Here is a 21,828-nt window from a genome sequence, read left to right on the forward strand (position 1 = left end):
TGGGAGAACATTACGGGCTTGAGTTAGCCAATTTCGATGACAAGGCAACCATAGCCTTCGAGTGTATATTCACCGGAAACATCACTTCCTGTCAGCAAGTCCTTACCGGATGCGAGGTTTGTCAGCTTCCGGTCGGTTTCCAACGTGTTGAGAACAAACAGCAGCTTGCGATCCTCTGCCGTGCGCATCACCACTTCCACGCCTTCCGGCAAATCCGCGATAAGCGGTTCGATACCAGCTTTTGCGAGGACGACGTCATCCAATACATCCACCAGATCATCGGTGAGATAGGTTGCGAGATAGATCACCTGTCCCTTGCCGACCTTGCGCCGCGTCGCTGCTGCCCGACCCTTGGCAAAGCGGTTAGACCAAGTGGCGATGGTCTCCACGTCATCATCGAGCGTCAGCAACTCATAGAGATGCTCGGCCTCGATGGTGCGTCCACCGATGTCGATCGTGTATTTGCGGAAGGCCGAGGAGGAGGGGAGGATATGTGGGGGCACGTAATGGCCATCCTCCACGCCCTTCTTCTGGAAGAGACCATCACCATCCCTCGCCGTGATACGACCGAATTCTTCGACGCGAACACCGCAGAGTTTTGCAAGCGCCCCGCCAGGGGCCAGTTCCCGGATGATATGGTTGTTGATGTCGCGCGTACCAGTCATGGCGCCGACGATCAGCGTGCCGCCGGCCTCAACGAAGGCTTCTACATTGGCCGTCCACTCCTGATTCCACATGACCCAATGGGGGATGTAGAGCGCCTTGAGCCGGGAAAGATCGTCTTCAGGATGAATGAAGCCGCATGAAATCCCGCGCTCATAGCAATGGCGATGCAGCAGGGTCGCATCGTCCTGCGGAGAGGGCAGGCCGATCGGATAGGTCTTGTGGGCTTCCTGATTGTCGAAATCCGCACCGGCGATGCCAATATCCATATGGACCGAGGTTCCGAGCAGCTTGTCCTTGATCTTCGCTATATCGCGCGCAAACTGCTTTGCTTCGTCGAAACGGCGGCGGCCGACATCATCATGATCGATCAGGCCCATCCAGTAGATTTCCGCACCGAAATGCGCAGGACGCCAGCGGAAGAACATCAGGCCATCGGCCCCACGCGAAACGGATGACAGTGCCATGCGCCGCATTTCGCCCGGTTCCGGCGTCATGGTGGTAAAGGCCGGCTGGCTGCCCAGGCCCGAGGCCTGTTCCGGCACGATGAAGTTGCCGGTATAGCTGCGGCAGAGATCGAGCTTCAGTGCCTGAGTGGCACCATGTCCGCCGTTGCGTCGGAACTCGTCATAGAGCATCGGATAGATGTCGAAGCCGATGAAGTCGAGGTCTTTTCCGAAGTCACCGCGAAAATCGATATCGGTCAGATTGCCGAGATTGTGGAAGATGAACCAATCCGGGTTCGTCGCCCGCAGGATTTCCACCTGATCGCGCTGGAACGCGGCAGTCGCCGTGGCCAGGAAACGGTGATAATCCTGCACATGGCCGGGGCTCAGATAGGACGGTGCCATCGGGTAGGGCAGCACGACTTGATCGAAATTGTCATAGGAGGTCGCCCAGAAATGGCCACCCCATGCAAAATTCAGCGCGTCTATGCTGTCGTATTTGTGGCGCAGGAAGTTGCGGAAGGCGAGCGTTGCGGAATCTGAGAAGGACTCGGATACGGTGGTGTTCAGTTCATTGTCCGTTTGCCAGCCGATGACATATGGGTTGTCCTTATAATGCTCCGCCATCGCCTTGGTGATGCGGCGGCTGTGATGGCGCAGCACGGGGCTCGTGGTGTCGCCATGCTGGCGCGAGCCGTGACTTGCACGACGGCCCTTGCGGTCGACACGGAGGATTTCGGGATAATTCATACTCAACCAGCGCGGTGGCGTTGCCGTAGGCGTGCAGAGAATGGTGTTGATGCCGGTTTTACCAAGGCCTTCGATGGCGCGGTCGAACAGATCGAAATCGAATTTTCCTTCAAAGGGCTCCCAGATGTGCCAGGCAAATTCGCCCACGCGCACGGCATTGAAGCCCGCTTCCTTCATCCGGTCAGCATCGCGCTGCCAGTAGCTTTCGTCCACATGTTCAGGATAGTGCGGCACACCAAGCAAAAAATCGTCAAGGTTAAGGGTGCGCCAGGCCGATAGCGGCGCAGGTTTCGTCCGTTTCATTGCGGAAACTCCAGTTTACTTTTGGGTCACAGGCTTGGGAGGTGTGAGCGTTTTGCCATCGGGGCCAAACAGGTAGCAGTCATCAAGGGCGAAGCCGACGCGGATGGATGAGCCGACATCGAAGGGCACAACCTTTCCAAGCTGGATCGTGACATTGTGCGTGCCGGTGTCGGAGCCGACAGCCATCAGTGGTGAGGCATCCGCATGGACAATAGTTTCCCGACCCAGATGCTCGACAAGGCGTACCTTCGCGTCGAACGTCATCAGCGAAGGGTCGGCATCCTGTGTTTGCAAACGCTCTGGCCGGACACCCAGCGTTACCGTGTCGCCCGTCTTCACCGAGGCGTCGGCAGTCAGCGGAACGCGGAGTTCTTCAAGTCCAGCAAAGGAAACGGCAGCAGTGCCTTGTTCTGTTCTGATGACCTTGCCTTCGAAGAAGTTCACTCGCGGCGCGCCGAGGAAGCCCGCGACGAAATGGTTTTTCGGGTTGGCGTAGAGCTCCAGCGGTGAGCCGACCTGCTCGATCTCGCCCTTGTTGAGAACGACGATGCGGCTTGCCATGGTCATGGCTTCAACCTGATCGTGAGTCACGTAGATCATCGTTGAGCCGAGCTCGGCATGCAGCGTCGAAAGCTCGACGCGCATCTGGGTGCGAAGGGCAGCGTCGAGGTTCGACAACGGTTCATCGAATAGGAAAACCTCCGGCGAACGGGTAATCGCCCGGCCGATGGCCACACGCTGGCGCTGGCCGCCGGACAATTGCTTTGGCAGCTTGTCCAGTTGCTCATCAATCCGCAGGATTGCGGCGGCGCGTTTGACCGCAGCATCGATCTCTGCTTTCGGGCGCTTTGCCATGCGCAGCCCAAAGCCCATGTTTTCGGCAACGGTCATGTGCGGGTAGAGGGCATAGGACTGGAACACCATGGCGATGCCACGGTCGCCCGGTTCTTCCTTCGTCACATCCCGGCCATTGATTATCAGTTTACCGGAGGAGATCGTCTCCAGACCGGCAATGGTCTTCAGCAGGGTAGATTTGCCACAGCCCGACGGGCCTACCATGACGATGAACTCGCCCTTTTCGATCGTCAGATTGATGTTCTTCAAGGCGTGGAAGCTGGTGTAATGCTTCTGGACGTTGAGGATTTCGACGCTGCTCATGTCAGTCGTATCCTTGCTGATCGGTGAGAGTTGGGTTGTGCGGCTGGCGGAAGCGGTCATCCTTTGACGGCTCCCATGGTCAGGCCGGAAACGAAGTGCTTCTGCATCAGGAAGAACATCACGACAGGGGGCACGGCGACGAAGATCGTTGCCGCCGACACGATGTTCCAGGCAGAGACCCATTCGCCCTTGAGGTTGGAGAGGCCAGCGGTCACGGGCTTGATCGCGTCGCTTTGCGTCAGCACCAGCGCCCAGAAATAATCGTTCCCGATGAAGGTGAAGGTCAGGATGGCGAGCGCCGCCAGTGCAGGCCGCACCAAGGGCACGACGATGTGGACCAGCGTTTGCCAGGGCGACGCACCTTCTGCACGGGCCGCCTGAAACAGCTCATCGGGAAGGGCCGCGATGAAGTTGCGCATGAAGAGTGTCGCAAAGCCGGTCTGGAAGGCGATGTGGAATATCATCAGGGCCCAATAGGTGTCGTAAAGCCCGGCCCACACCATCAGATCCCGGATCGGGATCATCATCACCTGTTGCGGTAGAAAGTTGCCGCCGACGAACAGCGTGAACAGCACCATCGAGCCGCGGAAACGGTAGCGTGACAGCACGTATCCGGTCAGCGTCGAGAAGATCAGGACCATGATCACCGAGGGAATGGTGATAATCATGCTGTTGGCGAAGTAGCGCAGCATCTTGGTCTGCTGGAACACGGCCACATAATTGTCTGTCAGGCTGAACTTGGTTGGCCAACCCCAGTAATTGCCTGCCATCACATCGTCGAATGACCGGAAGGACGTCATGATGACGGCAAAGAGTGGTAGAAGCCACAGCGCAAGAATGACGCATACCATCGTCATATAGGCAATGCGGGCCACGGTTTTGTTTTCGGGGATAGGACGTGGATACATCAGATCACGCTCCCTTCTCGGCCTTGACGAGGCCGCGCAGATACCAGGCGATGAAGATGGACATGATGAGGAACAGAACGGTCGCAATCGCCGCGCCATAGCCAAAGCGGTAGGAGAAGATCGACTGTTCGTACATCTGGTAGGCAAGCACGGTGGAGGAGCCGAATGGACCACCGGCAGTCATGACCGAAATCGCATCGAAGGAGCGTAGCGCGCCGACCACGGTAATGGCGACGGCGATGAAAGCCACCTGCGTCAGCTGCGGCAATACGATGTGTCGCAACATGGGCCAGCCCCGCGCGCCATCGACCCGCCCAGCCCCGATCATCTCCTCGTCGAGATTGTTGAGGCCAGCCAGGAACAGCACCATGCAGAAGGCCACCTGGGGCCAAAGTGCTGCGATGACGACGGCGAAGGTCACGAGGTTTTCGTCCGAAAGCAGCGCCGGTGCCGTGGCCCCAAAGGCCTGATAGATGATGGCCAGCAAGCCGAAGGTCGGGTCGTAGAACCAGCCGAAGATGACGCCCACCGTAACCGCCGCCAGCACCAGTGGCATGAAGAAGAGCGATTTGACGATGCGCATTCCGGCGATCTTCTGGTTGACCAGAAGCGCAATCGCGAGCCCCAGGGGTGGCGCCAGCAGGAACATCACCAGCCAGATCGCATTGTTTTTCAGGGAGATATAAAACTGCGGATCATCGATCAGTTCGGCATAGTTCGCCAGGCCCACCCATGTTTTGGCGCCCATGCCATCCCATTCGTGAAAGGAAATCCAGAACGTCTCGATCGATGATGCGATGATGACGACCAGAAAAAGGATAAGACCCGGCGCGAGAAGAAGCGCAGGCGTCAGCCAGTTGCGATGGCGGCGCCACCAGATAGACATGAGACCATCCTGTCGGTGAGGAGGGGAGGCAACAACGCCTCCCATTTGGTGTTCAGGCAGAGCTTAGCCGTGGATGCGTTGGCGCGTGCGCTCGATCTGCGTGAGGATTTGCTCACGGCGATCCGGCTTGACCATGAATTCCTGGAAGCCCTTGAGGCCTGCAAGTGCAAGGTCCGGGTCGCTGTCACGGTCGTAATATTGCGCCGTGCCCTTGACCTTCTTCATCTCCTCGACCGCCATTTTCAGGATCGGGTCGTCGCCGATTGCGCAGTCGCTGCGAGCAGGCACGTTGCCTTCCGGGGACAAATAGGCGCTCAGATTTTCCGGCTTGTAGAAGAAGGCGAGGAATTCGCGGGCCAGTTCCCTGTTCTTGGAACCGGAAGGCAGATGGATCGAATCCACCGAGAAATCCTCGAACTGCTCGACGCCCGCCTTGATGGTCGGGAAGGGCGCGAAGCGCACATGCTGAAGGTCTTCCGGCGGGAAGGCATATTTGATGAAGTTGCCGAGATCCATCATCGCCGCCTTCTTCTGGACCAGAGAAGCAGCTGCCGGATCCCAGGCAAATGAAGTGCCGTTTGGCGTGAAGAAATCGGCCTTGATCAGCTGTTCCCACTTGTCGAACACGTCTTTCAGGGATGGGTCGGTGTATTTCACCTTGCCTGCCATCAGGTCCATGTGGTGCTGAAGACCATTGATGCGCAGGTTCATATGGTCGAACCATCCGCCGCAAGGCCACTGGTCCTTCGTGCCCATGCTCATGGGAATGATGCCAGCCTTCCTGGACTGTTCGGCCAGCGTGAAGAAGTCATCGAATGTCTTTGGAACGCTCAGGCCGAACTGGTCGAACGTATCCTGACGATAGAACAAACCCCAGAGAATGCCGCCGGTCGGCAGGCCATATTGCTTGCCATCAACGGTGACGGAGCCGAGCGTCGCGCCGAGAACATCGGCATATTTTTCGCGCTGAACCAGATCGGAGATGTCCTCGAACAGACCCTTGTCCACGAAGCTGCGCATGCGGCTGCCCGAAAACCAGAAGCAGACATCCGGCGGGCTCGCCACGAGATAGTTGCGAATGGCCGTCTTGTGCGCCTCGTGATCCATATTGTTGACGGTCACGGTGACACCATTGGAATCACCAAACGCCTTGGCAATGCTCTCCAACGCCTTGCGCTGATCCGCGTTGCCACGGTTTGAAATGATGGTTAGTTGTTTGCTCTGCGCAATGGCAGGTGCAGAGAGCGCGGCGGAAGCAATGGCTGCGCCTGTGCCCTGAAGAAAGCGACGACGAGACGTCGGCAGAAATTGTAGTTTTGATCTCATATCGGATTTCCTCCCGTCAATGACAGCCGGTAAAAAATCAAAGAACGCCTCGTCGGTCAATAATTAATTTAATAAATAAAATAATTGGTGACGGATCGAAGAAATGCTGGCGGGAGGCATCATCGAGCTAAGTTTATAACCATCTTCAGAAACTCAGTATCTCTACAGCCAACCCGATCTGGCACGTTAATCGAGAGACAGATATGGGTCTAAGCAGCGACGGAGCAGAAATGTTCATCGACATGGACAACGCCGATAGCGATCTATTGAGGTTAAGAGGCCCAGGACCCGACCGGGCCGGGCCGAAAATATTTCAACCGCTCTGCGGGGGAAACACACGGGTTCCGGCGTATAAGCTGCAAGAGCCGAGAAAAGCGAGCAGTGCACATGCGGGCACGAGAATTGGCGCCATGGCAGGAGATGGAGTTTAGATGGGTCGCGCTCGTATTCTTGATCAAGCGGAGTCTGGGGAGGGGCATGGTCAAACCCCGGGCCTATAATGAGACTTCTGATGGGGAGCTTCTGTACTGGTCTGCGCAGGGAGACCGGAGAGCTTTCGACGAAATTGTCATGCGTCACGGTTCGTTTGCCCTGAGTGTGGCAAGCCGTTTGACCCTAAATATTCGTGATGCTGAGGACGTCGCCCAGGATGCGATGGTCAAGCTATGGCATCAGGCCAGTCGTTTTGATCCAGAACGCGCCCGCTTGAGAACATGGCTCTACCAGATCGTCGTCAATCTCTCTATCGACCGGCGCCGTCGCAGAGAAGCGGTATCACTTCCTGATAACTTCGACGCTGTCGATCCTGGTGCATTGGCGGATGAGATATTGGCAAAAGCCGAGCGCGATGCTGCCGTTGCTGCGGCTCTCCGTGCGCTGCCTCCTCGTCAGCAGGCCGCGATGATGCTCGTCTACGAAAAAGGGGTTTCCGGCGCGGAGGCGGGGCGCATTCTTGGATTGTCAGCCAAGGCGATAGAGCGTCTGCTTGCACGCGCGAGAACCACTTTGCGTGAATGGTTGCTGGCAGAGCATGATAAATAGGGAGAATAGACATGTTGTCGATCGAACGTTTTACGTCACTCGCGCGAAGTTACGGTGCGAATTTTGATCTGTGGCCCATCGAGGTACGGGGCGATGCTCTGGCTCTGCTGGAAGTCTCGAAAGAGGCTCGAGCTGTTCTTGCAGAGGAATGCAAACTTGATGATGCGATCAGTGCTGCGCCCTGGCATCGGGAAACCTCCTTGTGGCCAGCTGACGAGCGCAACGCTGCCTTGTTGCGCTTGAGAACGAACGTCGCTGCGCGCATAGCGGTTAAGCGACCTGGACTTTACCTTCTGCCCGGACGTTTTTTTGCGTATGTTCGCGGACTGTGGCCGGATCTGAATTGGGTCGGGTTTGCCTCTAGCGGTGGAATCGCGGTGGTTGCAGGTCTTTTCATTGGAATGCATTTTCCGGGTGTACCCGCCTCCAACGATCTGGTCTCAACCCTTCAGGTCGCGTCAATCCCTATTTTCATGGAATGAGCAGGAACATGGTTCACGAACAGGCAGGCAGACAAAAATGGATGCGAATTATCCTCGGCGTATCGCTCGCGTTGAATTTGTTCCTTGTCGCTTTTTGGGGAGGGCAGATGCTGCGTTCACAACCACCTGTTCCGAGTGGTGATGATCCTCTGGCCCGCATACTGGCTGTTGCGGAAGCAAACCTCCCTCCTTCAGACGCCAAAATTTTCCGAGAGACTCTCCTCAAGGAAAAACCGCGATACGCGCAAACAGTCGAGAAACTTATCCAGGCTCGGCAAGAAATGTTGAAGCAGGTCTCGGCGGATCCATTTGATCCAGCCGCAACCCTCACGGCACTTAACGCAACGCAGACTGCGTGGACGGAATTCATGGATGCAATTGGGCGTCCATTGGTTGATGCGGTGGGTGTAGTTTCCCCCGAAGGCAGGCGCAGGGTGGTTGCCGATCAAAAGGCAAAGGGGATAATGCGCGTGCCGTAACGGGTAGTGGTCGAGCGCGAGACCAAGCCGATATCCGGTCTTTTCCTTCGGAAGTGCGCTCCGCGAACGTGTCGAGGAATCCTGGTTCGAGGCATTCCACGTTCCCCGCTATCTGGCTCGCTGTGAACTCTATCAGGTGAAACAACGCGACTGGACCATGAAGAAGTGGCACGCGCTAGCCCGAAGCGGCGGTGCCATCTCCTGAGCGTATCCCACGTCACTCTCCAAGCCTAATGCATGGGGGCGGGGCGCTCAATGAACGCAATTGCAAAGCGGCCGTCGACGCCGGGTCCGATAGAGGTAAAATACCTTGGCAAACAAGGTAATTTCATCGCTATCAGCATAATTTGACGTCTTGATTCTCAATGAGTTTCGGTAGCTCCAAAGGCAAAATTGGTCGGCAATCGATACTGTTTCGGAGCCAGCCCATCTTCCCCTGTTTTGTCGAGCGGTACATTGCTGTTCGTCGCAGAATCCCAGGCCTTTAGCTCCCCCCATTGACGGCGTTGCGTGCAAAAAAATCCAACCATCCATGTCGCATCGGGCATCGGGCACCGTATCAGTAGCACTTCATCGATTTCGGAGGACTGCTGATGTTTTCAAAATTTGCCCTGGGGTTACTTCTGAGCATGTCTGGCCCTGTTGCTGGAATGGCTCACGAGCAAGCTTCCAAAGTTCCATGGGAGACAACCCCATGGGTGCAGGAGCCCTCGGAGGAGTTTTGTCTCTCGACCGAAGACGGAAAGCGGGATGCTTTCTGCGTAACGCTCCAGGCTGACGAGGACGGATATGAGTTGTGCATGTCCGACGAGGTGGCTTCGACAACGAAATGTGTCAGCAGCTACCGCTTTGACGACTCCGACGCTTCCGAGGCTGAAGGCCCGGAGGAAGGTCGTTGGAGCGGCATCAACCTTTAAATACCTGAGCGAAATGACCTTATCGGTCGAGTTTCCCAACGCCTAGGCTCGGAAAGTCCCGACCACCTCAAAAGGAAAAAGTAATGAACAAAACGCGTATTTGGCTTATGCGCCGCATCATCCTGAGTGCATTTGCAGCGATTCTGATGGCCGCAATGTCAGGCCCGGCGTTGGCGGCAGCAAGAGGAGCCACGGTCACAAGCGTCAATCTGAGGGCGGGGCCTGGAACATGGTATCCCGTGGTTACCGCGATGCCGCCAAGTGCAGCTCTTACCGTTTATGGGTGCCTCGACGCAGCCTCCTGGTGCGATGTGTCGTGGGGTGGTGCGCGCGGCTGGGTCTCCTCGAACTATGTCAGCATCTACTATCAGGGTCAAACGGTCGCAATATCACCGGCACTCATTCCGGCGATCGGCTTGACTGTTGTTGCGTTTAACCAAGCCTATTGGAACAACCACTATGCCAGCCAACCATGGCACGGGCAGTGGAACAGCTATTATGCCCCAGGTGGCCGCGCTGCCGCTGTGCGTGGTCCTTACGGCGGCGGTGCGGCCGCGCGGGGAGGGTGTGTAGGCCCGGCCTGTGGTGGTTCCGGCGTCGTGCGCGGTCCCAATGGCGGCGGTGCGGCCGCGCGGGGAGTTTGCGGACCGGAACGGTGCGCCGGTGGTGCCGTCATGCGGCGGCCTGGTGGCGGAGTTGAGTTTCGCAGGGGCGTCATAGAGCGTTAAGGCGAACCTTTCAGGGTGGCCAGTTGCAGGAAAGCGCACGCCGTTCCCGTTCAAATCCGGACCGTCAGCCATGACGTCGGATAGGCTGAGGCGGTTCACCGCCTCGGCATCTTCGGTCAAAAAGGTGTGGACCAGCCTGCCGGTGCAGAAACACCGTAACAACGCACCATGCACAGGAGATCAACTTTGGATCATCGCCCAATTAGTCGCCCCCCGACTTCCGGTCTGTCCAAGACTGCCCGGAGCGGACCTTCCGGTACACTGTCAATGTGGGCGCGCGGTCTGGCGACCTCGGCGATGGCGCTCTCCGTCACCGCCTGTGCAACCACGCCGCCACCGTCTCAAGCGCTGTCTTCGTCGGCATATCTACGCCCGACCTCGGACAAGATGAGGCCCTACGCGTACCGTCGGCCGGATGCGAATTTCGCCGCCTACAGTCGCGTCATTATTCCTCCCACGATGATCTACGCAGGGCCCGACGCACAGTTTGGCAAGATGTCCGCCACAGATAAGCAGGCACTCGCCAGCTACATGCATCAGGAATTCTCCAAGGTTCTTGGCCGACGCTTTCAGCCCGTAGCGCAGGCGGGGCCAGGTACGTTACGCGCCAGGCTGACCCTGACCGGTGCGGAAGCAAGCACACCGGTGCTATCCACCGTCTCGCATGTTTTCCCGGGCGGGCTCGTTGTCAATGCCGGCGCTCAGGCAATTGGCGGCCGCGGCACGTTCTCAGGCTGGGTTTCCTATGCTGTCGAGATCGAGGACGCTGAAACCGGCTCCCTGCTCTACGCCCATGTTGCGAGCAGGAGCGCCAACGCGCTCGACATCACCGCCAATTTCCGGGGGCTCGACGCGGCGAGGGCCGGAGTACGCTCAGCGGCAGACCAGCTGGGCAACGAACTGGCCGGCACATCCAGATAGCTGTGGATGCCAATTGCCTCTTTCGCTTCGCCCAAAGCGGCCGGCGGCGTCCTGGCGTCAAAACAAGAAAACTCGGTGGGCTAAAGATTGCCGGCCTCACAAACTAACTTTTGCATAAAGAGGGAACCCATAATGGTTCGTAAATACATCTACTGGGTTAGCACAGCGATGTTGTGCGTAATTTACCCTGTTGCGACGATCTTCTCTATGGTTCAAGGCGACACCTTCAGCCAGGTTGACGGGGCATTGGTCTACCCGGCATATCTCCCGACAATCCTGACGGCCGTGAAGCTTGTGGGTCCCGCGATGATCCTCGCGCGGATTAGTGTCTTCCTGAGTGACCTCGCCTATCTCGGCATGCTCTATTATGTGTTGCTGGCTCTCTCGGCGCATCTCGTCGCCGCCGAATACGCCGGATCGGTCCAGTCTGTCGTCGGGCTGGCGGCGCTTGTTGCGTCCTTCGTGACCCAAAATGCGGCGCGCAAGAAAAAGTCGCCTTACTCACCGGAGGGTGCGGCGTGCTTTGGCGCGTCTTGAAATGGCGAGGTTCGTGGCGCGTGTCTCAGCCCGGTCGGCCCATAGGCTCGCTATACCCAGACCGCGCCAATTCCAGCTCCGCCACCACACCTTTCAGAACTCGTCCCGAGGGTTCGAACACCAAGAGAAGCGTATCATGGCCCTACTAACGCGCATCAGTCCGGCGATATCGCTCGCACTGCTAACAGCTTGCGCTCCCGCGGAACAGCCTGTGCCCAAGGAGGCGCGATACGTCGAGACGATCGTCATTGAGGCGACGGAAGTTTCCGGTACCACCTCGACCTCCGGCAAAATCAGCGCACGCATCCAGGCCGACCTTTCCTTTCGTGTCGGCGGACGAATTGCGGAGCGGATGGTGGACGTCGGCGACCACGTGAAGGCCGGGCAGGTTCTCGCGCGTATCGATGACAAAGAGCAAAAGGCCGATCTGCAGGTGGCTTTGGCAAACCTCCGGTCCGCACAGGCGCAGAGGACCCAGGCACAACTGTCATATACCCGTCAGCAAAGCCTGATCGCTACTTCCGTGACGACCCAGGCCGCAGTCGACAGCGCGCGTGAGGCCCTTCTCACCGCACAGGCCACCGTCCGGTCGGCGGAGGCCCAGGTGGATACAGCGAAGGATACATTGCAGCAAACGGTCCTGAAATCAGAGGCCGACGGCATCATCACGGCTCGCAATGCTGAGGTCGGTCAGGTCGTGCAAGCTGCTCAAGCAATTGTTTCGCTCGCCTATGACGGCCCGCGGGATGCCGTTATCAATATTGATGAGGCCGCTTTGCTCGGTCGCGGGGTCGAAGACGTGGCTGAGGTCAGGCTTTTGTCCGGCGGCGGGACGTACAAGGCAAGAGTGCGCGAGGTCTCACCCAGCCTTGACACGACGACGGGAACCATCCGGGTCAAGCTTGGTCTTGAAGGTGGGCTTGATGCACCGCTCGGCAGCAGTGTCGTCGTGACTGCCAGATACAAGCCACAAACGGTGATCGAGCTGCCCTGGTCGTCCATGGCATCCTCAGATGGACGTCCCGCCGTCTGGCTTGTCGACCCAAACACCCGGGCGGTGTCACTTCATCCCGTGGGTGTCACCAGCTACGCCGTCGAACGATTTTCTGTGGGATCTGGTCTGAACGCAAACGACGTGGTTGTTTCCAACGGCACCAAGTTTCTGAGTGACGGCGACGTCGTGACTTTCGAAGGAGCGACGCCATGAAGAGAGTTCTTCAGCTATCGGTGCTGCTTTCGACCCTGGCGCTTTTGTCGGCGTGTGAGAAGGAAGAAAAAACCGCAATTGTGCAACCGCGACCCGTTCTTTTCCAGATCGCAGAGCCGTCCCCATCGGCGGCGTTCTCGCTGCCGGGCACGGTAGAAGCACGGGTGCAGACCGAGTTCGGTTTCCGCATTCTCGGTCGCATCGTCACCCGCAAGGTGCTGGTCGGGGACTTCGTGAAGAAGGGCGATGTTCTGGCGACTATTGACCCGCTGGCGCTCGAGCTAGCAGTCAGCAGCGCGCAGTCTGACCTCTCCAACAGCCAGGCGCAACTTGTCAACGCCCGCATCAACGAGGGTCGGCAACGCACCCTGTTCGAGAGGCGAAGCGGGACGAAGGCCACGTTCGAGACCGCGCAACAGGAACGTGAGACCGCCGAAGCCAATGTCAATAAGGCACAGGCCAATTTGGACAAGGCCAAGGAGCAGCTTGGCTACGCGCGCCTTGTTGCCGAATTCGACGGTCTTGTCACCGCAACTTCCGCCGACGTCGGTCAGGTGGTCTCCGCCGGTCAGACTGTTGTCACCCTGGCGCAGCCGGATGAGCGCGATGCCGTACTCGACGTTCCCGAAGCTGCAGGTGTGTTACTGAAGCCTGGAGCGGAATTCGATGTCGCCCTGCAACTCGACCCAGCGATCCACGCCAAGGGGCTGGTCCGCGAGATCGCACCCGAAGCGGAGGACACAACCCGCACTCGGCGGACACGGCTGACCCTCGTCAATCCACCGGAAGCGCTCCGACTTGGAGCAGTCATAACGGCCAGTACCAGCAGTGGTGAAACACCGCTCATCCGACTGCCTTCATCTGCTGTGCGAGTGGACGGAGCAAATGCATTTGTCTGGATCATCGACGTCCCGACCGGAAAGGTGTCGTCGCGTTCGGTGACCATCGCCGAGCCGTTGGTCGTGGGTGGCACTGTGACTGTAACCGAAGGAATCAACCCCGGCGACCGCGTCGTCACCGCCGGCGTCAACACGCTTGAAGACGGTCAGACCGTCCGTATCGATCAGGAGTCCGTGATTTGAAACCTTTCAACCTCTCGGAGTGGGCCCTCGAGCACCGCTCGCTCGTCTGGTACTTCATGATCGTCTTTAGTCTTGCTGGCGCCTTTTCCTACTTGAATCTCGGGCGCGAGGAAGACCCGAATTTCACCGTCAAGACGATGATCATCAATGTGCGGTGGCCCGGTGCATCCGCAGAAGAGGTCACGCGGCAGGTCACCGACAGGATCGAGAAGAAGCTCGAGGAGCTCGACGCCCTCGACTTCACACGCAGCGAGACGATTGCAGGACAGGCGACGGTCTATGTCGACCTTCTACCGACCACCAAGGCGAAGGACGTGGCAGGCAACTGGGTACGCGTCCGCAATATGATCGACGACATCAAGGGCGACTTCCCGAGTGGTGTAGTGGGTCCGTTCTTCAACGATAGCTTCGGCGATGTGTATGGCAACGTTTTCGCGTTCACCTCTGACGGCCTGACGCAGCGGCAGCTGAGGGATCTTGTGGAAGACACGCGCGTGAAACTGCTGAACGTCCCCAACGCCGGCAAGATCAACATTATCGGAGCGCAGGACGAGGTCGTGTATCTCGAGTTCTCGACCCGCAGAATCGCCGCGCTTGGCATCGATCAGCAGTCCGTCATCGAGACGCTGCAGGCGCAGAACGCCGTCGCCCAGTCCGGCTTCGTCGACGCAGGGCCGGAACGGATCGCAATTCGGGTTAGCGGCCAGTTCACGTCGGAGGACAGTCTCAAGGCGATCAATCTTCGGGTCAACGACCGCTTTTTCCCATTGACCGACATTGCGACGATAAAGCGGGGCTACGTCGATCCACCGACGTCGCTGTTTCGCTTCAAGGGCGAGCCGGCGATTGGCCTTGCCGTCGGCATGACCCCCGGTGCCAATCTCACGACGTTTGGTGAGGCGCTGGACGAGGCTATGACGCGCGTCGTCGCCGATCTCCCGATCGGCGTGACAGTCGAACGGGTTTCCGACCAGCCGGCTGTCGTGGAAGAAGCGGTTTCCGGCTTTACCCGAGCCCTGTTCGAAGCCATCGCAATCGTTCTCGCGATCAGCTTCATCAGCCTTGGCTTTCGGGCCGGTCTCGTGGTGGCGATCTCGATTCCGCTCGTTCTGGCCATCACCTTTGTCGTCATGGAATACACTGGCATTTCACTTCAGCGCATCTCGCTGGGCGCGTTGATCATCGCGCTCGGACTTCTCGTGGACGATGCTATGATCGCAGTCGAGATGATGGTTGCGCGGCTTGAAGTGGGCGACGATCTGCGCACGGCTGCGACCCATGTATACACCTCGACCGCATTCCCGATGCTGACGGGTACGCTCGTTACTGTCGCCGGCTTCATCCCGATCGGCCTCAACAGCAGCGCGGCGGGCGAGTTTACCTTCACCCTGTTTGTCGTGATTGCCGTTTCGCTTGTCGCTTCCTGGGTGGTGGCAGTGTTATTCACCCCCCTGCTGGGCGTGACAATCCTGCCGAAAACCATGAAATCTCACCATGATCAGAAGGGCCGCGTTGCGCGCGGTTTTGCCTGGCTCCTGGGCATTGCCATGCGCTGGCGTTGGATCACGATCATCGCCACAGTGGTTGTCTTCGCACTGTCGCTTGGCGGTCTCGGCCTTGTACAGCAGCAGTTCTTTCCGGCTTCCGACCGCTTAGAACTCATTGTGGACTGGAGCATGCCCCAAAACAGCACGATTGCCGAGACCGACCGGCAGATGGCGAAGTTTGAGCGCGAGAAGCTCACAGGCAATACCGACATCGACCATTGGTCGACCCATGTCGGCGAAGGTGCGCCACGCTTCATCCTCTCCTACGACGTGCAGACGCCGGCTGTCTGGTTCGGACAGATCGTTATCGTCGCCAAGGATCTCGACTCGCGCGACAGGTTGCGTAAGGATCTTCAGGCCTATCTTGCGAAGACGTTCCCGGGGACCGATGCCTTCGTCAAACTGCTGGACATTGGTCCGCCCGTCGGCAAGCCAGTGCAGTACCGCCTCAGTGGCCCCGACATCCAGGGGGTTCGCGATCTTGCGCTGAAATTCGGCGCGGTGATCAACCGCCAGCCGCTACTGTCTAACATGACCTATGACTGGAACGAGCCGACGCGTGTCGTGAAGGTGGACGTTCTTCAGGACAAAGCGCGTCAGCTCGGCGTGTCGTCCGAGGATATCGCGAACGTGCTGAACAGTGTCGTCCAAGGGACTTCCATCACCCAGATCCGCGACGACATCTATCTGATCGATGCCATCGGCCGGGCCGAAGACGCCGAGCGTGGATCGATCGAGACGCTGCGCAATCTCCAGCTTCCGGGGGCGGACGGCAAATCTGTGCCGCTGTCCGCCGTTGCGAAATTCCGCTACGAACTCGAACAACCGAAGATCGCGCGAAGAGACCGCATCCCGACGGTCACCATAAAGGCCGCCGTCGTCGGACCGACACAACCGGCAACCATTGTCGAACAGCTTAAACCTGACGTGCAGAAGTTCACCGACGCCCTTCCAGTGGGTTACAAGGTCGAGATCGGCGGTTCGGTGGAATCGAGCGCGGACTCGCAGGCTCCCATCATCGCCGTTGCGCCGCTGATGCTGTTTACAATGGTGACAATCCTTATGATCCAGCTTCAAAGCTTCAGCCGTCTCTTCCTGGTGTTCGCCGTCGCGCCGACCGCCGTGATCGGGGTGGTCGCGGCGCTCTTGCTTAGCAATGCGCCTATGGGCTTCGTCGCGATCCTCGGCGTGCTTGCCTTGATTGGCATCCTCATCCGAAACTCGGTTATTCTTGTTGTGCAGATCGAGCATCTGAGGAGCGAGGGCGTCGCGCCGTGGCAGGCCGTCTTCGAAGCGACCGAACACCGGATGCGCCCGATACTTTTGACGGCGGCGGCCGCCACTCTCGCGCTCATACCGATCTCGCGGGAGGTATTCTGGGGACCAATGGCTTACGCCATGATGGGAGGGATCGTTGTGGGCACGGTCCTGACGCTCCTGTTCCTCCCGGCTCTCTACATCGCCTGGTTCCGGATACCTGCCCAGGATGCAGACGTGTCAACCGTCTCGGCGTGACCCTTGTATAAACTGGCGCGTTGAAAGCGCCCCGTAAAAAACTCAACCGGTTGGATCCATTCATGCCCGTATCGCTTTTTGTCATTCTCAGTCGGTCATCCGGCAGGCTTGTGTTTTTAGCTTTGATTGCTTCTTTGTCGGGATGTGCATCGCGGCCGTCAGCAACGGTCCTCGAGCCCGTCTCGATAGGCCAGAATATGGGCCAGAAAGTCAGTCTCCTCGCCGTCACCAACCGGAACAAGGTCGAAAAGGACGGTGGCTTCGGCAGCAACTGGGCAGGGAACCTGACATACGAACGCTACGACTTCTCGGTGCCGCGCGAACGGACGGTCGCGGCCATCAGGTACCCGTCCAGTACTCCGGACACACGACGGGATTTTTTGGTCACCGGACGGGATCAACTGACCGAAGCGTCGTGGGTTGAGGCCGCAGGTCGTGCGGCGACCTCCGATGGCTCCGTCGCTCTTTTCGTTCACGGATATAACTACCGGTATCAGGAAGCCTTGTTCAGGGCGGCACAAATGGCTGCTGATGCCAGTACTATCAGCCCGATCCTGTTCTCTTGGCCATCCGCAGCAAGCGTGACCGGATACGTCACCGACCGGGATGCGGCACTTTATTCAAGGACAGAGCTCGAGCGCGTTCTGACGGTTCTTGCCAAAGCACCGAAGGTCAAGCGCATCATCCTGTTCGGTCACAGCATGGGCGGCTTCCTGTCTATGGAAGCGGTAAGACAGCTCAAGCTCGAAGGCCGTGATGATGTTCTCGGAAAGCTGCAAATTGTCCTGGCGGCCCCGGACATCGACGTCGATGTGTTCCGGGCACAACTCCTCGACATAGGTCGACTGAAGAACCCAATTACACTTCTTGTTTCGAAGACTGACCGCGCGTTATCCGTGTCGAGCCTGGTGGGCGGTGAACGACCCCGTGTTGGTCTCGTAGACATAGCCGATCCGCAAATAAGGGATGCGGCAATAAAGGCGAACGTTTCGGTCATCGATATCTCGTCCGTCGAGGCAAGCGACGGCCTAGGTCACGACCGGTATGCAACACTCGCCCGCTTTGGCGGCGAACTTGAAAAGGCCGAAGCGCGAGCACGCAACGGTGGGAACGTTGGCGCTTTCGTTTTCGACGCGGCGGGCGCGGCGGTCGCTACTCCGTTCCGGCTCGCCGGGCAGATCGCCCGGCAGTGATGGACTCAAGACACCGACGGAACCATCGTATCAACCCTCTTCCTGCCGGGTGAAACCACTGACTTCGATGAGCATCAGGCCAGGCGTGACTCAAGCGGTCGGCTGGCAGCCACTCACTCTGTTTGGATTGAGGTTTTTTAATTGGACGCCTCTCCTAAGCGGTGAACGGCTGAGGTCGGCTGGCCAACCGAAATCCATTTCGCAAGACAACGCGGCAAGAAGATCTGATCGATTACCATCTGTGCAGCCCCTACGAGGCCCGAGCCCTCGGTCTGTTGGACAACAACAATTCCGAGATCGCGGGTTACGAATGGAAGCGCGTGGCCATAGATCGATTGGCGCATTGAGGCGAGAAACAGATCGCCCAGCTGGGGCAGCGCACCACCGGCTACGATGACCGCGGGGTTCAAAACGTTGATGGTCGCGCCGAGAGCTCTTCCGATCGTCATGCCTGACATTGCAACAAGGCGCTGCGAGGTTTCGTCACCATATCTGACGCCTTCTGCGAGGTGACCCACCTGCAGGGGCGTCCCCTCTTCCTGGAGCCGCGCGAAATACGCACTCTCGCCACTTCTGCCCGCGGAGCCCGCCGCTCTGAGCAGTGCCTCCCCACCCGCTACCGCTTCCAAGCAACCGCGTCGCCCGCATCTGCAAAGTTCATCGCCACCCACCGTAATGTGACCAATGTTTCCCGCAGCGCCTTGCGCGCCGCGCATCACCCTGGAGTCGCTGACAACACCGCATCCGATGGCGAGATCCGCATTCAGATAAATGAAGTCGCGCTGGCCCTTCGCTACCCCGGTCCTCATCTCGGCCAAGGCCAACATGTTGTCGCTCGTGTCCAGCCACACCGGTGCGTCGAATATCGAGGCCAGCCTCTCTCGCACCGGATAGCCGATCCAGCTCGTCGGGAGAGATGGCGAGTCAATCAAGGTGGCGGTCTCAAGGTTGCTGTGCGCAGGCAGCCCTACGCCGACGCCCCATACCTTTTCCCGCCCGATTTCGAGTTCGGCGAGCATCGATTCCCAGCTCGACTGCGCGAATGCGAAGGCGTCGCGCGGGCCGGCGGAAAAATCGCTGGGACGGCTGCGGGTGGACAAGAGCTGTCCCGCGAGGTCGGCCACACCCACGTGGAAGTGTGTGAGGTTTGCAAATCCAACCAAGATCGCGCCCGCACCAGCATTCAATCGAAGTTCGCGCGCTGCCCGCCCGCCTCTCGAGACGCCAGCTTCCCCGTCAACGATGATCTCCGATTCCAGGAGCTGATTCACCCGGTCGCTGATGAGACCGCGACCCCAGGTGAGAGCGGCGGTGGAAAAGTCGGCCACGGTAGCGGCGGAATAGTCCGTCCGCGGGCGGAGTAAAATCCGGCCACCTATTTCCTTTCTGCAATGATCGCAGGAGGGACAGGGGATCTACACCGTGGAACTTTATTTGAGGGTTCGCCTGGCTGTTTCCGAAGGGATGACGCAGCGTCAGGCAGCAAAGCATTTCAACGTATCGCGCGACAGCGTGGCCAAGATGCTGTCGTATTCGACACCGCCCGGCTATCAGCGACGTTCGCCGATCCGGCGTCCGAAGCTGGATGCATTCGTTTCGACGATCGAGCAGTGGCTGGAAGCTGACATGGTGATGCCGCGCAAGCAGCGGCATACTGCCAAACGGGTGTTCGACCGGCTTCGTGACGAGTGCGGCTTCACCGGCGGCTACACGATCATCAAGGATTATATGCGCGAGCGGGATCAACGCCGCCAGGAGGTGTTTGTGCCGCTGTCGCATCCACCGGGCCATGCGCAGGCCGATTTCGGCGAGGCGACGGTGGTGATCGGCGGCGTCGAGCAGAAAGCTCGCTTCTTTGTGCTGGATCTTCCTCATAGCGACGGATGTTATGTGCGTGCCTATCCGGCGGCAGTGGCCGAAGCCTGGGTGGATGGTCATGTCCACGCCTTTGCGTTCTTCGGGGCCGTGCCGCAGTCGATCGTCTATGACAACGACCGTTGCCTTGTCGCAAAGATCCTGCCCGACGGCACACGCAAGCGGGCAGCGCTGTTCAGCGGCTTCCTGTCCCACTACCTGATCCGGGATCGCTATGGGCGGCCGGGAAAGGGCAACGACAAGGGGAATGTCGAGGGTCTTGTCGGATATGCCCGACGCAACTTCATGGTGCCGATCCCGCGGTTTGCGACATGGGATGCGTTCAATGCTTTTCTGGAAGAGCAGTGCCGCAAACGCCAGCGCGACAAGCTGCGGGGCGAGAGCGAGACGATTGGCGAACGGCTGCAGCGCGATCTTGCGGCCATGCGTCCCTTGCCGGCGTCGCCGTTTGATGCCTGCGACCAGGCCAGCGCTGTTGTGACAGCCCAGTCGCTGGTGCGCTACAAGACGAACGACTATTCCGTACCGGTCGCCTACGGCCATCAGGACGTCTGGGTCCGGGCTATGTCGATCAGGTGGTGATCGGCTGCCGCGGCGAGATCATCGCGCGTCATCCGCGATGCTGGGAACGGGAAGACGTCGTCTTCGATCCCGTCCATTACCTGCCGCTGATCGAGCGGAAGATCAATTCTCTGGATCAGGCGGCTCCATTGCAGGGCTGGGATCTGCCAGACGAGTTCGCGACGCTGCGCCGGCTGATGGAAGGCCGCATGGCCAAACATGGGCGGCGAGAATACGTGCAGGTTCTGCGCCTGCTGGAAAGCTTCGACCTTGCCGATCTACATGCAGCGGTGAAGCAGGCGATACAGCTCGGCGCGATCGGCTTCGATGCGGTCAAGCATCTGATCCTGTGCCGGGTCGAGCGCCGGCCGCCGCGGTTGGATCTGGCGATCTATCCCTACCTGCCGACGGCGACTGTCGAGAAGACGTCAGCAAAGGCGTATATGCGCCTCCTGTCATCTGATGCGGGAGAAGCGGCATGAGCAGCGACGCGCCAGAGATCCTGCTTGGCCACTATCTCAAAACCCTCAAGCTGCCGACCTTCCAGCGCGAGCACCAGAAGCTGGCCCGGCTATGCGCCACCGAAGGCGTCGATCATGTCGGCTACCTGTTCCGGCTTGCTGAACGGGAGATGATCGAGCGGGACCGCCGCAAGGTCGAACGTCGGATCAAGGCGGCCAAGTTCCCGGTCGTCAAAAGCCTCGACAGCTTCGACTTCACAGCCATCCCCAAGCTGAACAAGATGCAGGTGCTAGAGCTTTCCCGTTGCGAATGGATCGAGCGCCGCGAGAACGTCATTGCGCTGGGCCCGAGCGGCACGGGAAAGACGCATGTCGCACTCGGTCTCGGCCTGGCCGCCTGCCAGAAGGGCCTGTCCGTCGGCTTCACCACGGCGGCGGCCCTGGTCAGCGAGATGATGGAGGCGCGTGACGAGCGGCGTCTGCTCCGGTTCCAGAAGCAGATGGCCGCCTACAAGCTGCTGATCATCGATGAGCTGGGATTTGTGCCACTATCAAAGACCGGGGCGGAATTGCTGTTCGAGCTGATCTCGCAACGCTACGAGCGTGGTGCCACCCTGATCACCAGCAATCTGCCTTTCGACGAATGGACGGAAACACTGGGGTCCGAACGTCTCACCGGCGCACTGCTCGATCGCATCACCCACCACGTCAACATCCTCGAGATGAACGGCGAAAGCTATCGTCTCGCTCAAAGTCGCGCCCGAAAGGCCTGCTAAAACTCCCCTCAAAAAATCGCCGCGCCGGCCTAAGACCCCCGCTCGGGCTACGCCCTCCCGGCCGTC

At 58.9% G+C, this 21,828-nt stretch carries 16 protein-coding genes and 1 pseudogene; 11 read left to right on the forward strand and 6 right to left on the reverse strand.

Annotated features, from left to right (window positions below):
• Nucleotides 1–23: 23 nt before the first annotated feature.
• The 5 genes from GA0004734_RS23535 to GA0004734_RS23555 all read right to left on the reverse strand — a co-directional run bounded on the left by GA0004734_RS23535 (nucleotide 24) and on the right by GA0004734_RS23555 (nucleotide 6,440).
• On the reverse strand, nucleotides 24–2,162 hold the full coding sequence (locus tag GA0004734_RS23535; RefSeq protein ID WP_052820742.1) for a beta-galactosidase: 2,139 nt from the start codon (nucleotides 2,160–2,162) through the stop codon (nucleotides 24–26).
• 15 nt (nucleotides 2,163–2,177) lie between these two features.
• On the reverse strand, nucleotides 2,178–3,320 hold the full coding sequence (locus GA0004734_RS23540) for an ABC transporter ATP-binding protein (RefSeq protein WP_052820782.1): 1,143 nt from the start codon (nucleotides 3,318–3,320) through the stop codon (nucleotides 2,178–2,180).
• 56 nt (nucleotides 3,321–3,376) lie between these two features.
• Entirely contained in the window at nucleotides 3,377–4,228 is an 852-nt protein-coding gene (locus tag GA0004734_RS23545; RefSeq protein WP_052820743.1) for a carbohydrate ABC transporter permease, read from the reverse strand.
• Between the two features lie 4 nt (nucleotides 4,229–4,232).
• A complete protein-coding gene (locus GA0004734_RS23550; RefSeq protein WP_052820744.1) occupies nucleotides 4,233–5,114 on the reverse strand; it encodes a carbohydrate ABC transporter permease in 882 nt (293 codons plus the stop codon).
• Nucleotides 5,115–5,177: 63 nt separating this feature from the next.
• On the reverse strand, nucleotides 5,178–6,440 hold the full coding sequence (locus GA0004734_RS23555) for an ABC transporter substrate-binding protein (protein ID WP_052820745.1): 1,263 nt from the start codon (nucleotides 6,438–6,440) through the stop codon (nucleotides 5,178–5,180).
• 477 nt (nucleotides 6,441–6,917) lie between these two features.
• Between GA0004734_RS23555 and GA0004734_RS23560 the strand changes: the two genes are divergently transcribed.
• From GA0004734_RS23560 to GA0004734_RS23615, 9 genes are all read left to right on the forward strand, one after another.
• Nucleotides 6,918–7,481: a sigma-70 family RNA polymerase sigma factor gene (locus tag GA0004734_RS23560; RefSeq protein WP_234823805.1), complete on the forward strand. Its 564-nt coding sequence runs from the start codon at nucleotides 6,918–6,920 to the stop codon at nucleotides 7,479–7,481.
• Between the two features lie 11 nt (nucleotides 7,482–7,492).
• A complete protein-coding gene (locus GA0004734_RS23565; protein WP_052820746.1) occupies nucleotides 7,493–7,963 on the forward strand; it encodes a hypothetical protein in 471 nt (156 codons plus the stop codon).
• Nucleotides 7,964–7,971: 8 nt separating this feature from the next.
• Complete coding sequence (locus GA0004734_RS23570) at nucleotides 7,972–8,442, forward strand: periplasmic heavy metal sensor (RefSeq protein WP_003501907.1); 471 nt, start codon at nucleotides 7,972–7,974, stop codon at nucleotides 8,440–8,442.
• Nucleotides 8,443–10,384: 1,942 nt separating this feature from the next.
• A complete protein-coding gene (locus GA0004734_RS23590; RefSeq protein WP_245292614.1) occupies nucleotides 10,385–11,008 on the forward strand; it encodes a DUF3313 domain-containing protein in 624 nt (207 codons plus the stop codon).
• A gap of 132 nt (nucleotides 11,009–11,140) precedes the next feature.
• Complete coding sequence (locus GA0004734_RS23595; RefSeq protein ID WP_052820749.1) at nucleotides 11,141–11,545, forward strand: hypothetical protein; 405 nt, start codon at nucleotides 11,141–11,143, stop codon at nucleotides 11,543–11,545.
• A gap of 136 nt (nucleotides 11,546–11,681) precedes the next feature.
• Nucleotides 11,682–12,752, forward strand: coding sequence for an efflux RND transporter periplasmic adaptor subunit (locus GA0004734_RS23600; RefSeq protein ID WP_052820750.1), 1,071 nt, complete (start codon nucleotides 11,682–11,684; stop codon nucleotides 12,750–12,752).
• Complete coding sequence (locus tag GA0004734_RS23605) at nucleotides 12,749–13,834, forward strand: efflux RND transporter periplasmic adaptor subunit (RefSeq protein WP_052820751.1); 1,086 nt, start codon at nucleotides 12,749–12,751, stop codon at nucleotides 13,832–13,834. The genes GA0004734_RS23600 and GA0004734_RS23605 overlap by 4 nt, the downstream gene beginning before the upstream one ends.
• Entirely contained in the window at nucleotides 13,831–16,896 is a 3,066-nt protein-coding gene (locus GA0004734_RS23610) for an efflux RND transporter permease subunit (protein ID WP_080823932.1), read from the forward strand. The genes GA0004734_RS23605 and GA0004734_RS23610 overlap by 4 nt, the downstream gene beginning before the upstream one ends.
• 62 nt (nucleotides 16,897–16,958) lie before the next feature.
• Nucleotides 16,959–18,089 carry an alpha/beta hydrolase gene (locus GA0004734_RS23615; protein WP_052820783.1) on the forward strand — a complete coding sequence of 377 codons (1,131 nt, stop codon included), beginning with the start codon at nucleotides 16,959–16,961 and terminating at the stop codon, nucleotides 18,087–18,089.
• Between the two features lie 137 nt (nucleotides 18,090–18,226).
• Here the strand turns inward: GA0004734_RS23615 and GA0004734_RS23620 are convergent, their stop codons facing one another.
• On the reverse strand, nucleotides 18,227–19,417 hold the full coding sequence (locus tag GA0004734_RS23620; protein WP_245292615.1) for an ROK family protein: 1,191 nt from the start codon (nucleotides 19,415–19,417) through the stop codon (nucleotides 18,227–18,229).
• Nucleotides 19,418–19,553: 136 nt separating this feature from the next.
• Between GA0004734_RS23620 and istA the strand changes: the two are divergent.
• Both istA and istB read left to right on the forward strand, forming a co-directional pair.
• Nucleotides 19,554–21,007 (forward strand): annotated as a pseudogene (istA, locus tag GA0004734_RS23625) (IS21 family transposase).
• Nucleotides 21,004–21,762, forward strand: a complete 759-nt coding sequence (gene istB, locus GA0004734_RS23630; RefSeq protein ID WP_035226016.1) for an IS21-like element helper ATPase IstB — start codon at nucleotides 21,004–21,006, stop codon at nucleotides 21,760–21,762. Before istA ends, istB begins: the two are co-directional and overlap by 4 nt.
• The last annotated feature ends 66 nt before the right edge of the window (nucleotides 21,763–21,828 follow it).

The sequence above is a fragment of the Rhizobium sp. 9140 genome, assembly GCF_900067135.1.
Classification (GTDB): domain Bacteria; phylum Pseudomonadota; class Alphaproteobacteria; order Rhizobiales; family Rhizobiaceae; genus Ferranicluibacter.

Bases quoted from the DNA above. Each gene is read 5' to 3' on its own strand.
- GA0004734_RS23535 (WP_052820742.1), bottom strand. From the start codon at position 2,162: ATGAAACGGACGAAACCTGCGCCGCTATCGGCCTGGCGCACCCTTAAC.
- GA0004734_RS23540 (WP_052820782.1), bottom strand. From the start codon at position 3,320: ATGAGCAGCGTCGAAATCCTCAACGTCCAGAAGCATTACACCAGCTTC.
- GA0004734_RS23545 (WP_052820743.1), bottom strand. From the start codon at position 4,228: ATGTATCCACGTCCTATCCCCGAAAACAAAACCGTGGCCCGCATTGCC.
- GA0004734_RS23550 (WP_052820744.1), bottom strand. From the start codon at position 5,114: ATGTCTATCTGGTGGCGCCGCCATCGCAACTGGCTGACGCCTGCGCTT.
- GA0004734_RS23555 (WP_052820745.1), bottom strand. From the start codon at position 6,440: ATGAGATCAAAACTACAATTTCTGCCGACGTCTCGTCGTCGCTTTCTT.
- GA0004734_RS23560 (WP_234823805.1), top strand. From the start codon at position 6,918: ATGGTCAAACCCCGGGCCTATAATGAGACTTCTGATGGGGAGCTTCTG.
- GA0004734_RS23565 (WP_052820746.1), top strand. From the start codon at position 7,493: ATGTTGTCGATCGAACGTTTTACGTCACTCGCGCGAAGTTACGGTGCG.
- GA0004734_RS23570 (WP_003501907.1), top strand. From the start codon at position 7,972: ATGGTTCACGAACAGGCAGGCAGACAAAAATGGATGCGAATTATCCTC.
- GA0004734_RS23590 (WP_245292614.1), top strand. From the start codon at position 10,385: ATGGCGCTCTCCGTCACCGCCTGTGCAACCACGCCGCCACCGTCTCAA.
- GA0004734_RS23595 (WP_052820749.1), top strand. From the start codon at position 11,141: ATGGTTCGTAAATACATCTACTGGGTTAGCACAGCGATGTTGTGCGTA.
- GA0004734_RS23600 (WP_052820750.1), top strand. From the start codon at position 11,682: ATGGCCCTACTAACGCGCATCAGTCCGGCGATATCGCTCGCACTGCTA.
- GA0004734_RS23605 (WP_052820751.1), top strand. From the start codon at position 12,749: ATGAAGAGAGTTCTTCAGCTATCGGTGCTGCTTTCGACCCTGGCGCTT.
- GA0004734_RS23615 (WP_052820783.1), top strand. From the start codon at position 16,959: ATGCCCGTATCGCTTTTTGTCATTCTCAGTCGGTCATCCGGCAGGCTT.
- istB (WP_035226016.1), top strand. From the start codon at position 21,004: ATGAGCAGCGACGCGCCAGAGATCCTGCTTGGCCACTATCTCAAAACC.